Source organism: Pseudomonas sp. GW458-11-26-14-LB4 (genome assembly GCF_059423925.1).
Genome location: NZ_JBWKYU010000001.1, coordinates 15,559 through 30,888 on the forward strand (window position 1 = coordinate 15,559; position 15,330 = coordinate 30,888).

A 15,330-nucleotide genomic window follows, 5' to 3' on the forward strand; every position below is an offset into this window, starting at 1 on the left:
AAAGTCCTTAGCGCGTGCCGCCGGTTTGTTTGAGAAAGTTGGCGAACAGTTCATGGCCCTGTTCGGTGAGGATCGATTCCGGGTGGAACTGTACGCCCTCAATGTTCAGGGTCTTGTGACGCAGGCCCATGATTTCGTCGACCGAACCGTCATCGTGCTGGGTCCATGCGGTCAGTTCCAGGCAGTCGGGCAACGTTTCGTGTTTGACGATCAGGGAATGATAGCGGGTGACGGTCAGCGGACGGTTCAGACCGGCAAACACGCCCTTGTCCTCATGGAATACCGGGCTAGTCTTACCGTGCATCACTTGCCGGGCGCGGACGACATCGCCGCCAAATGCCTGGCCGATGGACTGGTGACCGAGGCAGACGCCGAGGATCGGCAGTTTGCCGGCGAAATGCTTGATGGCTTCGATGGAGATGCCGGCTTCCGTCGGTGTGCACGGGCCAGGGGATACGACGATCCGCTCAGGGTTGAGCGCTTCGATTTCGGCAATGGTCAGTTCGTCGTTGCGCACCACTTTGACCTCGGCACCCAGCTCGCCGAGGTATTGCACAACGTTGTAAGTAAAGGAGTCGTAGTTGTCGATCATCAGCAACATGGCGTTTCGAACCTCTTGAATTCTGACTTGAAGACAGCCTTCGGATGACTTGCCAGGGCGCTGCACACGGTCAGACGCGCAGGTCGCGTCGGCACAGCGGCATTTCAAACGGGCAAGGAAGGCAAAGCGATACAGATCCGGCGGGGCCGGCAGAATAGATTCAGGCGCGCCAACGCCAGCGGGCGTGTGCCTTGATGACTTGATCCAGAAGTTTGCTGGTGATCAACACGGGGAAGGTCTCGTTCATACGTTTCGGCACAGTAACTTAGCTGGGCGGAGCGTGCAATATGGCCGGGGCCGTGGGGGATAAAACAATGGGAGGGTTGACGACCGATGGCAAATCGCCGGAAGTTTTTGGTACTGTCGTTTCGTTCACTACAACAATAAATAAACGGACTTGCTCATGATCAAACAGACGTTGTTTGTACCGCTCGCCGGATGCCTGCTCGCGATGGCCTGCGCCCAGGCGAACGCCGCACCCAATCCTTATTCGAATTTCGTGGTCTTCGGCGACAGCCTGAGCGATGCGGGGACTTTCACCGACAGCGGCGGCCCCGCCGGGTCGGGCAAACGCTTCACCAACCGCACGGGCCCGAACTATCAGGACGGCAGCGGTGAGTTCTACTCGCTCAACGCCACCCAATTGCTCGGTGGCCGCCTCGGCTTCACCCCAGACCAGACCGCCGCTTCGTCCTCTACCGTACGCCCTGATCAAGGCTTGCCGGATGGCAACAACTGGGCCGTCGGCGGTTACCGCACCGACCAGATTCTCGACTCGATCACCAGCCAGTCCGCCACCGGCGAACGCACCCGAGCCGGTTATCTGCCGTCGAACGGTTTCCGCGCGGACCCGAATGCCCTGTATTACCTGACCGGGGGCGGTAACGATTTCCTACAGGGCCGCGTCACCAGTCTTCCGCAGGCTAATGCCGCCGCCGATCGACTGGTCGACAGCGTCCGCACGCTGCAAGGCGCCGGCGCCCGCTACATTATGGTCTGGCTGTTGCCGGACATCGGCCTGACCCCGGCCATCAACGGCTCGCCGCTACAAGCCTTCACCTCGCAACTCAGCGCCCAGTTCAACACCGAACTGGTCAGCCAGTTGCAGAGTGTCAATGCCAACGTCATCCCGCTGAACGTCCCGGTTCTGCTCAAAGAGGCATTCGCCAATCCGGCGCAGTTCGGCCTCGCCACTGACCAGAATCTGGTCGGTACCTGCTTCAGCGGCAACAGTTGCACGGAGAACGCGCGGTACGGGATCAACAGCGCCACCCCGGATCCGACCAAGCTGATCTACAACGACGCCGTCCACCCGACAGAAGCCGGGCAGCGCCTGATTGCCGATTACGCCTACTCGCTGCTGGCCGCGCCATGGGAAGCGACCCTGTTGCCGCAAATGGCCCAAGGTACCCTGCGCTCGCATCAGGATGAACTGCGCAACCAGTGGCTGGCAGATTGGGAAAACTGGCAGGCCGTTGGCCAATGGCGGGCGATTGTCGCCGGCGGCGGCCAGCATCAGGACTTCGACAGCCAGCGCAGCGGCGCGAGCGCAGACGGCAACGGTTACAACCTGAACATCGGCGGCAGCTACCGTCTCAACGACGCCTGGCGTGTGGGAGTCGCGGCCGGTTTCTACAATCAGAAGCTCGAAGCCGGCGACAACGACTCGGACTACAAGCTGAACACTTATCTGGGCACCGCGTTCGCCCAGTACCAGCAGAACCGCTGGTGGGGTGACGCCGCCGTGACCGCCGGGCATCTGGATTACGACAGCCTCAAACGCAAATTCCAGCTGGGGGTCAACGAACGCGGCGAGAAAGGCGATACCGACGGCTATGTTCTGGCCTTCAGCGGACGCGTGGGTTACGACATTGCGCCAGAAGCGAGCAGCCCATGGCACCTGTCGCCATTCGTCAGTGCTGACTTTGCCAAGGTTGAAGTCGATGGTTACTCGGAAAACGGCGCCGACTCCACCGCGCTGACGTTCGATGACCAGTCGCGCATCTCCCGCCGTCTCGGTCTCGGGATCCAGGGCAAGTACCAGATCACCTCGCAGACCCAGGTGTTCGGCGAGCTGGCCCATGAGCGCGAGTACAACGACGACACCCAGAATGTGACGATGAACCTCAACAGCCTGCCGAACAACCGCTACACCTTGGCCGGCTACGCCCCTCAAACCAACCTGAACCGCCTGAACCTGGGCGTGAGCCACAACCTCACCAAGGATCTGGCATTGCGCGCCAGCTACGACATCCGCAAGGATGACGACTTCACCCAGCAAGGGGTCAACGTCGGCGTAGCACTCGACTTCTGATTCGCAGGCCATAAAAAAACGCGGCGCCCTCACAGGCGCCGCGTTTTTTTTGGCTGAATCAGCAATCACTCAGTCCGGGGTTTGCTCGGCGAGCGCAACAGCGCGGAACATCGCCCGGCGCTTGTTGATGGTTTCTTCCCATTCCAGCGCCGGCACCGAGTCGGCGACGATGCCGCCACCGGCCTGCACGTGCAGCTCGCCGTTCTTGATCACGGCGGTACGGATCGCAATCGCGGTGTCCATGTTGCCGTTCCAGGCGAAGTACCCGACCGCGCCGCCATACACGCCACGCTTGACCGGCTCCAGCTCGTCGATGATTTCCATCGCACGGATCTTCGGCGCGCCCGACAAAGTGCCCGCCGGCAGGATCGCCCGCAGCGCGTCCATCGCCGTCAACCCGGTCTTTAACTGACCGGTGACGTTAGACACGATGTGCATCACGTTGGAATAACGCTCGATGACCATTTTCTCGGTGAGTTTCACCGAGCCGATTTCCGAAACGCGTCCGGTGTCGTTGCGACCGAGGTCGATCAGCATCAGGTGCTCGGCGATTTCCTTGTCGTCGGACAGCAGGTCCTCTTCCAGCGCCACGTCCGCCTCTTCGGTGGCCCCGCGAGGGCGGGTGCCGGCAATCGGGCGCACGGTGATCAGGTTGTCTTCGACCCGCACCAGCACTTCCGGCGAACTGCCGACAACATGGAAGTCGCCGAAGTTGAAAAAGTACATGTACGGCGTCGGGTTGAAGCAACGCAGTGCGCGGTACAGATCGATCGGCGCCGCCTTGAAGTCGATCGACATGCGCTGGGACGGCACGACCTGCATGCAGTCACCGGCGAGGATGTATTCCTTGATGGTGTCGACGGCTTTTTCGTAGTCATCCTGGGTGAAACTGGAGCGGAACACCGGCTCGGCCGCCTGCTGCTTGCTGAAATCCAGGCCACGACGCGGGGTGATCGGCTGACGCAGTTTTTCCAGCAGTTGCTGCAATTGCGCCTGGCCCTGCTCGTAGGCATCGGACTGCGCCGGGTCGGCCAGCACGATCGCGTGCATCTTGCCGGCGAGGTTGTCGAACACCACCACCGCATCGGAGACCATCAGCAGAATATCCGGCACACCCAGCGGATCCGGGTTCGGGCATTTGCCGAGGCGCTTTTCTACATAACGTACGCAGTCGTAACCGAAGTACCCCACCAGACCGCCGTTGAAGCGCGGCAGACCGGCAATGGTCGGCACGTTGTAGCGGGCCTTGAAGGTTTCGACGAAGGCCAGCGGGTCTTCAACGTCATGGCTTTCGGTCTCGACACCATCGACGGTGATGCTCACGTGATGATCGTGAACTCGCAGCACGGTGCGGCACGGCAGGCCGATGATCGAGTAACGGCCCCATTTCTCGCCGCCCTGCACCGATTCGAGCAGGTAGGAGTTGGGCTGGTCGGCCAGTTTCAGGTAGATCGACAGCGGGGTGTCGAAGTCGGCCAGGGTTTCGCAGGCCAGCGGAATGCGGTTATAGCCGTCAGCGGCCAGACGCAGGAATTCTTCGCGGATCATAGGGTGCCTCGTGGTGTGAGGGGCAAATCAGTCAGGTGTGCAAACGCGCCGGCAGGCCGGCCAGGAACAAGTCAGGCGCGCCAACGCCAGCGGGCCAGGGCCTTGATGACTTTCATCCAGAGTTTGCGGGTGACCACCACGATGGCGTTTCCAGAAGGGGATTGAGAAGCGTCGGGCAACGTTATCTCAGCGGCCGTATCCAGGCAACCGGGAATTAGCTTGCGCAGATCGTCGATCACCAGCGCCGGGGATTCCTCGGCAATCGGCCGGCCATGGTTGTAGCCATAACTCAGCCCTACGCATTTGACCCCCGCCGCTTTCGCCGCCAGCACGTCGCTGCGCGAATCGCCGACGAACAGCGATTGCGAGGCCGGGATACCGGACATCTTCATGACAAAGAACAGCGCCGCCGGGTCAGGCTTCTTCTGCGGCAGGGTGTCGCCGCCGATGATCCACTTGAAGTAGCGGCCGATCTTCATCTGATCCAGCAGCGGCGCGACGAAGCGCTCCGGCTTGTTGGTGATCAGCGCCATGGCCACGCCCTGCTTGTGCAGCCATTTCAGGGTGTCGCGCACGCCGGGATAGACCACGGTCAGCTCATGGCTGGCGCCGTAGGCTTCCATGAACACCTCCAGCGCATGCTCGGCTTCGACGTCATCCACGGCGGAATGATCGATGCCGCCGGCCAACGCGCGGCGCACCAGCACCGGCGCACCGTTGCCGACCCATTCGCGCACCGACTCGATACCGGCAGGCTTGCGCCCGAGGGAGAGCAGCATGTTATCCACCGCCGCCGCCAGGTCGGGTACCGAATCGATCAGCGTGCCATCCAGATCGAACATCACCAACCGCGGCAGTTGCCCCGGGAACAGCTGCTCAAAACCGCTCATGGGCGAGCCAGCGCCAGTTCGGAACGCATCTTGTCGATGACTTCCTGATAGTTCGGCGCGTTGAAGATCGCCGAGCCGGCCACAAAGGTGTCGGCGCCGGCGGCAGCGATTTCACGGATGTTGTTGACGTTGACGCCGCCGTCGATTTCCAGGCGGATGTCACGGCCCGAAGCATCGATGATCGCCCGCGCTTCGCGCAGCTTGTCGAGGGTGCCGGGGATGAACTTCTGCCCGCCGAAGCCCGGGTTGACGCTCATCAGCAGGACCATGTCGACCTTGTCGATCACATACTTGAGCACGTCCAGCGGGGTCGCCGGGTTGAACACCAGGCCGGATTTGCAGCCGCCTTCTCGGATCAGTTGCAGCGAGCGATCGACGTGCAGCGTGGCTTCCGGGTGGAAGGTGATGTAGGTGGCGCCGGCCTCGATGAAGTCGCCGACGATGCGATCCACCGGGCTGACCATCAGGTGCGCGTCGATCGGCGCGGTCACGCCGTACTTGCGCAGCGCGGCGCAGACCATCGGGCCGATGGTCAGGTTCGGCACATAGTGGTTGTCCATGACATCGAAGTGAACGAAGTCGGCACCGGCGGCCAGAACGTTGTCCACTTCCTCGCCCAGGCGGGCGAAGTCGGCGGAGAGAATCGACGGAGCAATAACGAAGGGCTGCATGACGCACCTTTTCTGAGCTAAATCACGATGGCGCGCATTGTATACCTCAAGTTTCCGCGCGCGCACCGTGACCGCGATGATTGGGTTGTGCCATGACCGATGACCGGCGGGTTCTCAGTACGCCGCCCGGTAGATCTTCTCGATGTCGGCGGCGCTGAGCTTGCGCGGGTTGTTGCGCATCAGGCGCTCGATGCCTGCGGCCTCTACGGCCATGGCCGGGATCGCCTCTTCGGGCACCCCGAAACTGCGCAAGCCCAGCGGAATTTCCACCACTGCGCACAGTTCGGTCATCGCCGCGACGGCGCTATCGGCCGCTTCATTGAGACTCAGATGAGCGGTCTTCACCCCCATGGCTTCGGCGATATCCTGCATCCGTTCGACGCAGGCCATCTTGTTCCAGGTCATGACATACGGCAGCAACAGCGCATTGCTGACCCCGTGAGCAATGTTGAAGCGCCCGCCCAGCGGATACGCCAGCGCATGCACCGCGCCGACCCCGGCATTGCCAAACGCCATGCCGGCCATCAGGCTGGCGGTGGCCATGTCTTCCCGGGCCTGCAGGTTGGACGGGTTGGCGTAGGCCTTGGGCAATGACCGGGCGATCAACTTGATCGCGCCGATGGCCAGCGAATCGGTGATCGGCGAGGCATTCAGTGACAGATAGGATTCGATGGCATGCACCAGCGCATCGACGCCACTGGCGGCGGTGACACTGCGCGGGCAGGTCAGGGTCATCTGCGGACTGACCAGCGCCACGTCCGGCAACAGGTAATCGCTGACGATGCCTTTCTTCAGTTGGGCGACCTTGTCCGAGAGGATGGCGACGTTGGTCACTTCGGAACCGGTGCCGGCCGTGGTCGGGATGGCGATCAGCGGCGGACCTTTGCGCGGCACCTGATCGACGCCGAACAGATCCTCCAGTGCACCGTGATAACCGGCGTAAGCCGCGACGCTCTTGGCGATGTCGATGGCACTGCCGCCCCCGAGGCCGATCAGACCGTCATGCCCGCCTTCGCGATAGACGCGCATGCAGTCTTCGACGATGGCGATTTCCGGATCGGGCAACACGCGGTCGAAGATTTCATATTCACGCTCGCCGATCTGCGCCAGCGCCAGCTCTACCGTGCCGGACTTGACCAGCGCGGCATCGGTAACGATCAGCGGGTTGTCGATATCCAGTCGGGTGAGCTCGGCCGCCAGTTGCTCGATGGCCCCGGCGCCGGTGATCAGTTTGTGAGCGATCTTGAACGAGGAAAGACTCATCGTGCGCAGCCTCTTATAGATGTGGGAGCTGAGCACAAGCGTAGCTGGGGAATTCGGGTTGTCTGGTATTCAGGGTGTGAATGACTGAAGCAGGAACAAGAGCGCCCTCACCCTAACCCTCTCCCGGAGGGAGAGGGGACTGACCGTGGTGAACTTTCGCCATCCATTGACCTGAATTACCGAGTTGAACTCAAATTTTGAAAAGCATAGAGATCGGCTCCCTTTCCCCCTTTCCCCATTGGGGAGAGGGTTGGGGTGAGGGGTGGCTCTTGAGCCGAACACTAAATCTGAGCAGTACGCAGTTTCTCACTCCGCCCACGCAACCACTCCAGCGTCAGCAGCAGAATCACCGAGAAGGCAATCAGTAGCGTTGCAGCCGCCGCAATCGTCGGGCTCAGATTCTCGCGAATCCCGCTGAACATCTGCCGAGGCAACGTCGCCTGCTCGGGACCTGCGAGGAACAGTGTCACCACCACTTCATCGAACGAGGTCGCAAAGGCAAACAGCGCCCCGGAAATCACCCCCGGCGCAATCAGCGGCAAGGTCACCCGACGGAACGTAGTCAGTGGCGAGGCGCCCAGGCTGGCCGCCGCCCGCACCAAGTTATGGTTGAATCCCTGCAACGTCGCCGACACCGTGATGATCACGAACGGTACACCCAACACCGCGTGCACCACGATCAGCGAAAAGAAACTGTTGCCCAGCCCCAGCGGCGCGAAGAACAGGTAACTGGCCACGCCGATGATCACCACCGGCACCACCATCGGTGAAATCACCAGCGCCATCACCAGCGGCTTGCCGGGGAAGTCGCCACGGGTCAGGCCGATGGCCGCCAGCGTGCCGAACACCATCGCCAGCACGGTCGCGGCCGGGGCGACGATGATGCTGTTCTTCAACGCGCGCATCCATTCCGCCGAGGCGAAGAAGTCCTGGTACCAGTGCAGCGAAAAGCCTTGCAGCGGGTACACCAGAAAACTGCCCGAGTTGAACGACAGCGGCACGATCACCAGCACCGGCAGGATCAGAAACAACAGGATCAAGCCGCAGAGGATCCGCAAGCTGTAGAACCACACCCGCTCGACGGGCGACATATAAGGACTCAGCATTTCAAATTCCCCTTAGCTCAGGCGCAGGCGACTGGCGCCCACCAGCCAGCTGTAGATCAGATAAAGCACCACGGTCGCCAGCAGCAACAAGCCGCCGAGTGCAGTGGCCATGCCCCAGTTGATGCTGGTGTTGGTGTAGAACGCGACGAAGTAGCTGACCATCTGATCGTTCGGGCTGCCCAGCAGCGCCGGGGTGATGTAGTAGCCGATGGCGAGGATGAACACCAACAGGCAACCGGCGCCGACACCGGCGTAGGTCTGCGGGAAGTACACCCGCCAGAAACTGGCGAACGGATGGCAGCCGAGGGAAATCGCAGCGCGCATGTAGGTCGGCGAGATGCCTTTCATCACGCTGTAGATCGGCAGGATCATGAACGGCAGCAGGATGTGCACCATCGAGATGTAGACCCCGGTGCGGTTGAACACCAGCTCCAGCGGTTTATCGATGATGCCCATCGCCATCAGCGCGCTGTTGATCAAACCACCGGATTGCAGCAACACGATCCACGCGGCGACCCGCACCAGAATCGACGTCCAGAACGGCAGCAGCACCAGAATCATCAGCAGGTTGCTCTGACGCGACGGCAGGTTGGCCAGCAGGTACGCCAGCGGATAGGCCAGCACCAGGCAGATCACGGTGATGATCAGGCCCATCCAGAAGGTCCGGGCGAAGATGTCGAGGTAGATCGCCTGATCCGGGGTGGCCGGGGCAATTTCGCCGAGGTCGTCGATACGATGATCCACCGCCGCCAACAGATAGAACGGGGTGATGCTGCTGGTGTTGCGCTTCACCGCTTGCCAGTAGGCCGGATCGCCCCAACGCTCGTCGAGGCCTTCCAGCGCTTCTTTATAAGAGGCCGGTTCGCTGGCGAATGGCAGCGAGCGGGCGGTTTTGGTCAGCAGGCTGCGATAGCCGGCCAACTCCATGTTCAGGCGTTTGGACAGATCGCCCAGGGTCTGGTTTTTGCGCGCTTCGGCGAGGTCTTCGCTGGCGGCTTTGTAGACCGGTTCTGCGGGCAGGCCTCGGCCGTCCCACGCAGCAATCGCGGTCACGGTGCGCGGCATGCCGCCAACCACTTCCGGGTTGCCGACGCTTTTATAGAGCAGCGCCACGATCGGCACCAGGAACACCAGCAACAGAAACAGCACCAGCGGCGCGATCAGCGCCTGGGCCTTCCAGCGGTTGACCCGCTCGGCGTGCTTGAGCCGCTGCTTCAAGGTGGGGCTGTTGCCCTCGTTCAGGGGAACGGCGATGGCCATGACGTACTCCGCAAATCTTTGATCAATCGAGAATGTGGGAGCGAGCCTGCTCGCGATAGCGCCTTCGGATTCAACATTGATGCCGACTGACACACCGCAATCGCGGGCAGGCTCGCTCCCACAGGAGGGCGAGCCCTCTGGTTACTTCGCAGCCCAGGAATTGAAGCGCTGCTCCAGTTGCTCGCCGTTGTCAGCCCAGAAGCTGACGTCGATCTGCACCTGGTTGGCGATGTTTTCCGGGGTGGTCGGCATGTCTTTCAGGATTGCCTTGTCCAGCAATGGCACTGCCTGGGAGTTGGCCGGGCCGTAGGCGATGTTTTCCGAGTAGGTCTTCTGCTGTTGCGGCTGCACCGAGAACGCGATGAACTTCTTCGCCGCTTCCGCACGCTTGGCGTCCAGGCCTTTCGGAATGGCCCATGCGTCGAAGTCGTAGATGCCGCCGTTCCACACCACTTTCAGGTTGGATTCTTTCTGCACCGCAGCAATACGACCGTTGTAGGCCGAGCTCATGACCACGTCACCGGAAGCGAGGTATTGCGGCGGCTGGGCGCCGGCTTCCCACCATTGAATGTTCGGTTTCAGCTCGTCGAGTTTCTTGAACGCACGATCCTGACCGCCCTTGCTGGCCAGTTCCTTGTAGACGTCTTTCGGCGCAACGCCGTCGGCCATCAGTGCGAATTCGAGGGTGTACTTGGCGCCTTTGCGCAGGCCGCGCTTGCCCGGGAATTTCTTGGTGTCCCAGAAATCCGCCCAGCTGGTCGGTGCGGTTTTCAGCTTGTCGGCGTTGTAGGCCAGCACGGTCGACCACACGAAGAAGCCCACGCCGCACGGCTGGATCGCGCCTTTGACGTAGTCTTCGGACTTGCCGAACAGCGCAGGATCCAGTTGCTCGAACATGTCTTCGTCGCAGCCACGGGACAGCTCCGGCGATTCAACCTCTACCAGATCCCAGGACACGCTCTTGGTGTCGACCATGGCTTTGACCTTGGCCATCTCACCGTTGTACTCGCCGGCGACGATCTTGCCGTTGCCCGCCGCTTCCCACGGTGCGTAGAAGGCTTTGACTTGCGCCGCCTTGTTCGCCCCGCCAAACGACACCACGGTCAGATCCGGCCCAGCGGCCATTGCGCTTGCCGCACCCATCAGGCCCAGGGTCAGGGCTGTGAACTTCAGGGATCTCAACATTTATTGTTCTCTCCACGTGCAGGGTTGGTGTTGGTATTGCGGGGCGTTTCAGTGCGCCTCTAGAAGAGGATCGAGCGCGCGAACGTGCTCGACCTGCCAGCCAAGCGGAACCACGTCGCCGACTGCGAGCGCAGGATCGAGCTCGGCAATCGGTTGTTTCACGAAGAAGTCGGTCTTGCCGCAGACTTCCAGGCGCACCCGGACGTGGTCGCCCAGATAGATGAATTCGGCAACCCGCCCGGAGAAGCGGTTGACGCATTGGTCACTCGAACCGTTGAGGCTGACGCGCTCCGGACGGATCGACAGAGTGACCGGCTCGCCGGTCTGGCCGATGTTGACCGCCAGCGCCTCGACCTTTTCCCCACGCCCCAGCTCGACCACACAACGCTCGCCGTTCTGGCTGAGCAGGCGACCGTTGAGGCGGTTGTTTTCGCCGATGAAGTTGGCGACGAAGGTGTTTTTCGGTTCTTCGTAGAGGGTGCGTGGCGGGGCGATCTGCTGGATCTCGCCCTGGTGGAATACGGCAACGCGGTCGGACATGGTCAGGGCTTCGCCTTGGTCGTGGGTCACGTAGACCACGGTTACGCCAAGGCGCTGGTGCAGGTGTTTGATTTCCATCTGCATGTGTTCGCGCAATTGTTTGTCGAGAGCGCCGAGGGGTTCGTCCATCAGCACCAGTTGTGGTTCGAACACCAGCGCGCGAGCCAGTGCCACACGCTGTTGCTGACCGCCGGACAGTTGCGCCGGGTAACGCGATGCGAACGCGTCGAGCTGGACCATGCTCAGGACTTTCTTGACCTTGTCGCTGACATCGCTCTTGTTCAGGCCGCGCACGGTCAGCGGGAACGCGAGGTTTTCAGCGACAGTCATGTGCGGGAACAACGCGTAGTTCTGGAACACCATGCCGATGTCGCGCTTGTGCGGCGGCACGTTGTTGATCGCCCGCCCGGCCAGGAGGATTTCACCGGCGGTCGGCGTTTCGAAACCGGCGAGCATCATCAGGCTGGTGGTTTTGCCCGAGCCGGACGGCCCGAGCAAGGTGAGGAATTCGCCCTTGCGAATGTCCAGGTTGAGGTCTTTGACGATCAGGTTCTCGCCGTCGTAGCTCTTCTGCACTCCACGAAAGCTGACCAGCACATCGCTGGCCCCTGCGTTTGATTCGACCTGGCTCATACCCACACCTTTGTTATTGATGACTGCTGTGGGATTAAGCCTAGTGGCTGCTTGCAGTCACGCAAATCGGGGCGCAGGAGAGAATCGCCTCAGCCGGATGGAAGGCCGGGGGTAGGGATTGCCCTACAAGGATGGCGCGTTTTGGCAAACCCGACGCATGGGTCGGGGCTCAAGCCGTCAGAACCGGCAAAAGCGCTTGTCGCTATTGGATATGTCGCTCAGAGCAGCTTGTGTTCCATCGCGTACTTCACCAGCTCGGCGAGCGAAGTGATGTTGAGCTTCTGCATCAGCCGCGCCTTGTGGGTGCTGATGGTCTTGCTGCTCAGGGCCAGTTGCTGGGCGATATCGTTGACGTTGGCGCCCTGGGCCAGGCGTTCGAACACCGAGAACTCGCGCTCCGACAGCAGCGAGTGCAGTGGCCGCGCATCGGTCAGGCCGACTTCGAAGACCATGCGGTCGGCCAGCTCCGGATCGATGTAGCGCCCGCCGGCCGCGACCTTGCGGATCGCCGTCAGCAGCAGCGCCGGATCACTGTCCTTGGTCGCATACCCGGCGGCGCCGATCTTCAGCGCCCGGGCGGCCATCTGCGCTTCGTCGTGCATCGACAGCACCAGAATCGCCGGCGGATGGTTCAGCGCGCGGATCCTTGGAATCGCTTCGAGCCCGTTGACGCCGGGCATCGAGATATCCAGCAGCACCACTTCGCAGGGCACGTTGCGCAAGGTTTCGAGCAACTGCTCGCCATTGCTCGCCTCCCCCACCACTTGCAGATCCTTGGCCAGGCCGATCAATTGCTTGATGCCTTCGCGAACGATGGTGTGGTCTTCGGCTACCAGTACACGGATCACTTACTTCTCCTCATCCAGTGGCACCCGCACGCTCAGCGTGGTGCCCTCGCCCGGCTCGCTGTCGAGTGACAGCTGCCCGCCCATGATCAACACCCGCTCGCGCATGCCCACCAGTCCAAAGGATGTCGGCCTGCCGGCAGCGGCGACAAATCCTACGCCATCATCGCTGACCGTCAGACACAATTCGTCGCCTTCCTGCGCCAGCGTCAGTTCAACAGTATGCGCCTGGGCATGGCGCATGACGTTGGTCAGCGCCTCCTGAAGAATGCGGAACAGGCCGATGGCCTTGGCGTCGCTGAGCGGCGCAAGGTTGTCCGGCACCTGCACCAGACACGGAATTTGCGTGCGCGCCTCGAACCGCCGCGCCTGCCACTCGATCGCCGAGGCGATCCCGGCATCGAGAATCGGCGGGCGCAACGCCGTCGCCACATCGCGCACCAGCTGGAACAACTGGGCGATCAGGCGTTTCATGCTGTTGAGCCGTTCGTTCAGACCGGGGTCGAGTTGCGCGTAGGCCAGTTCGCACATCGATGTCTCCAGTTTCAGCACCGTCAGCATCTGCCCCAGCTCATCGTGAACCTCGCGGGCGATGCGCGCCTTTTCCTCTTCCCGCACGCTTTCCAGGTGCGCCGACAATTCGCGCAGTTGCTCGCGGGAGGCCGCCAGCTCCAGTTCGATGCGTTTGCTTTCGGTGATGTCCCAGACAATGCCGTCCCAGACATATGAACCGCCTTCCAGCTGACGGGTGATCGCCTTGATTTCGGCCCAGCGTTGCTCGCCCTGGCGCGTGAGGATCCGGCCCTGCCACGACCAGTCGCTGTCGGTGTCCAGCGCTTGATCCTGGGTCTGGTGATAAGCGGCCCGGTCATCCGGATGCACCAGGCTGCGCAGGCCCATGTCGCGATGGGCGATGGCGGCCGGCGCGTAGCCGACCAGACTTTCGCTGCCCTCGCTGATGTAGGCAAAGTCGATCTGCCCGGTTACCGGTGCGCGCTCGAGACGGAACACCAGCCCCGGCACATTGGCCGCGATGCCTTGCAGCCGCGCCTCGCTTTCCTGCAACGCAGCCAGGGCACGACGGCGCTCGGTGACATCGGTGAGATAAACCACCAGGTATTCGCCATCACGAAAACGCAGGAAACTCAGCGACACGTCCGCCGGCAGCACACTGCCATCGGCCCGCACACAGTTGGTTTCAAAACTAAGCGGCCCTTCTTCGCTGGCCCGGGCGCGTTTCCACAGGTTGAGCCAGCGGTCCATGTGCAGGCCCGGTTCGAAGTCGATCAACGGCCGATCAATGATGGCGCCCTGTGGATAACCGAGCATGTTTTCTGCCGCACGGTTGGCGTAGCGCACATGGCTGTCCCAGTTGACCCAGAGAATGCCGACGGTGCTCTGATCGATGGAAAACTGGGTCAGGCGCAGGGCTTCTTCGCTGGCGGCACGCAGGGCGATGTCTTCACGCGCGTCGAACAAACGTTGTTCAAGACTGCGTTGCTGGCGGCGTTGCCAGAACACGATGGCCACGCAGCTGAGCAGCAACACTGCGAACAACAGACTCAGGTTCTGCCAGAAGCCCGGCGACTCGGAAAGCCGTGGATACTTGGGTTGCAGCCATTGCGCATGCAGGCGTTCCAGATCCTTGGCCGGGATTGCGCGCAGGGCGCTTTCAACGATTCCGGCCAGTTCCGGCCAGTCGCGGCGGGTGCCGATGCGCAGCAGTTGCGGCAGACCGATATCACCGACCACCACCAGCCCGGCAAACTCCGGCTCCGCCGACAGTCGACCGAGCTGCGCCTCATCGACCACCGCGTAGGACGCCTGCTGACTCAGCAACAGTTGCAGCGCCTGACGCTCCATCGGTACGCCTTGCAGATTCAGGTGCGGATAGTTGCCGCGCAGGTAATCGGCGGTGACGCCGGGCATGCGCACGGCGACGCGGGTCTGGCTGTCGAGTTTTTCCAGCTCCACGGTCGCGCTGCTTTTCTGGTCGCTGACCACCAGTTGCGGCACGCGCATGTACGGGTCGGAGAACTGCCACAGACGCAGCCCGCCCGGGGTCTGGGTCAGGCCCGGAGCGATGTCGATTTCGCCATCCCGGGCAGCAGCCTCGAGTTGGGCCAGATCCTGAAAATTGCGCCAGCTCAGCTCGACATTCAGCGCCCTGGCCAATGCTTTCATGACTTCGACGTTGGCCCCTGACAGCCGCTGCAAGCGCCGGTCGTATTGCGCGTACGGCGCCTGCAACACCAGGCCCACGCGCAATTCATTGTGCTGTGCGAGCCACTGTTGTTCGCTCGCCGATAACCGCGCGAGGTGGCTCGGTGGCGCAGGCGCCGCCCAACCCATCAAGGGAAACGCCAGACAGCCGATAACCCACAGGCAGCAAAAACGCATCATTGAAGTCTCATACACTGACAAATTCTGACCAACCCATTAGGCTGCCGGGATAACTTCTGGCCTGGAATAAC

At 61.8% G+C, this 15,330-nt stretch carries 12 protein-coding genes; 1 reads left to right on the forward strand and 11 read right to left on the reverse strand.

The window, feature by feature from the left end; translation table 11 throughout:
- Positions 1-7: 7 nt before the first annotated feature.
- The gene (locus tag AC07XZ_RS00095) at positions 8-601 is read right to left on the reverse strand and encodes an aminodeoxychorismate/anthranilate synthase component II (protein ID WP_007956309.1); all 594 of its coding nucleotides are present in this window, start codon (positions 599-601) and stop codon (positions 8-10) included.
- 403 nt (positions 602-1,004) lie between these two features.
- Here AC07XZ_RS00095 and estP point away from each other — a divergent pair, with 403 nt between their 5' ends.
- Positions 1,005-2,915 carry an esterase EstP gene (gene estP, locus AC07XZ_RS00100; RefSeq protein WP_102685681.1) on the forward strand — a complete coding sequence of 637 codons (1,911 nt, stop codon included), beginning with the start codon at positions 1,005-1,007 and terminating at the stop codon, positions 2,913-2,915.
- Positions 2,916-2,984: 69 nt separating this feature from the next.
- Here the strand turns inward: estP and trpE are convergent, their stop codons facing one another.
- The 10 genes from trpE to AC07XZ_RS00150 form a co-directional block, all read right to left on the reverse strand.
- On the reverse strand, positions 2,985-4,463 hold the full coding sequence (gene trpE / locus AC07XZ_RS00105; protein WP_102685682.1) for an anthranilate synthase component I: 1,479 nt from the start codon (positions 4,461-4,463) through the stop codon (positions 2,985-2,987).
- A gap of 71 nt (positions 4,464-4,534) precedes the next feature.
- Positions 4,535-5,353, reverse strand: a complete 819-nt coding sequence (locus AC07XZ_RS00110) for a phosphoglycolate phosphatase (protein ID WP_039768095.1) — start codon at positions 5,351-5,353, stop codon at positions 4,535-4,537.
- Positions 5,350-6,024: a ribulose-phosphate 3-epimerase gene (rpe, locus tag AC07XZ_RS00115; RefSeq protein ID WP_007918813.1), complete on the reverse strand. Its 675-nt coding sequence runs from the start codon at positions 6,022-6,024 to the stop codon at positions 5,350-5,352. The genes AC07XZ_RS00110 and rpe overlap by 4 nt, the downstream gene beginning before the upstream one ends.
- Positions 6,025-6,138: 114 nt before the next feature.
- Positions 6,139-7,287, reverse strand: coding sequence for an iron-containing alcohol dehydrogenase (locus AC07XZ_RS00120; protein WP_085746580.1), 1,149 nt, complete (start codon positions 7,285-7,287; stop codon positions 6,139-6,141).
- Positions 7,288-7,568: 281 nt separating this feature from the next.
- Positions 7,569-8,393, reverse strand: coding sequence for an ABC transporter permease (locus tag AC07XZ_RS00125; protein ID WP_085746581.1), 825 nt, complete (start codon positions 8,391-8,393; stop codon positions 7,569-7,571).
- Positions 8,394-8,405: 12 nt separating this feature from the next.
- A complete protein-coding gene (locus tag AC07XZ_RS00130) occupies positions 8,406-9,653 on the reverse strand; it encodes an ABC transporter permease (protein ID WP_007959935.1) in 1,248 nt (415 codons plus the stop codon).
- Positions 9,654-9,794: 141 nt separating this feature from the next.
- Positions 9,795-10,838 carry an ABC transporter substrate-binding protein gene (locus AC07XZ_RS00135; protein ID WP_007959933.1) on the reverse strand — a complete coding sequence of 348 codons (1,044 nt, stop codon included), beginning with the start codon at positions 10,836-10,838 and terminating at the stop codon, positions 9,795-9,797.
- Between the two features lie 48 nt (positions 10,839-10,886).
- Positions 10,887-12,011, reverse strand: a complete 1,125-nt coding sequence (locus AC07XZ_RS00140) for an ABC transporter ATP-binding protein (RefSeq protein ID WP_007959931.1) — start codon at positions 12,009-12,011, stop codon at positions 10,887-10,889.
- A 218-nt stretch (positions 12,012-12,229) separates the two neighbouring features.
- On the reverse strand, positions 12,230-12,859 hold the full coding sequence (locus tag AC07XZ_RS00145) for a response regulator (RefSeq protein WP_011336200.1): 630 nt from the start codon (positions 12,857-12,859) through the stop codon (positions 12,230-12,232).
- Positions 12,860-15,259, reverse strand: coding sequence for a PAS domain-containing sensor histidine kinase (locus AC07XZ_RS00150; protein WP_007959927.1), 2,400 nt, complete (start codon positions 15,257-15,259; stop codon positions 12,860-12,862).
- Between the last annotated feature and the right edge of the window lie 71 nt (positions 15,260-15,330).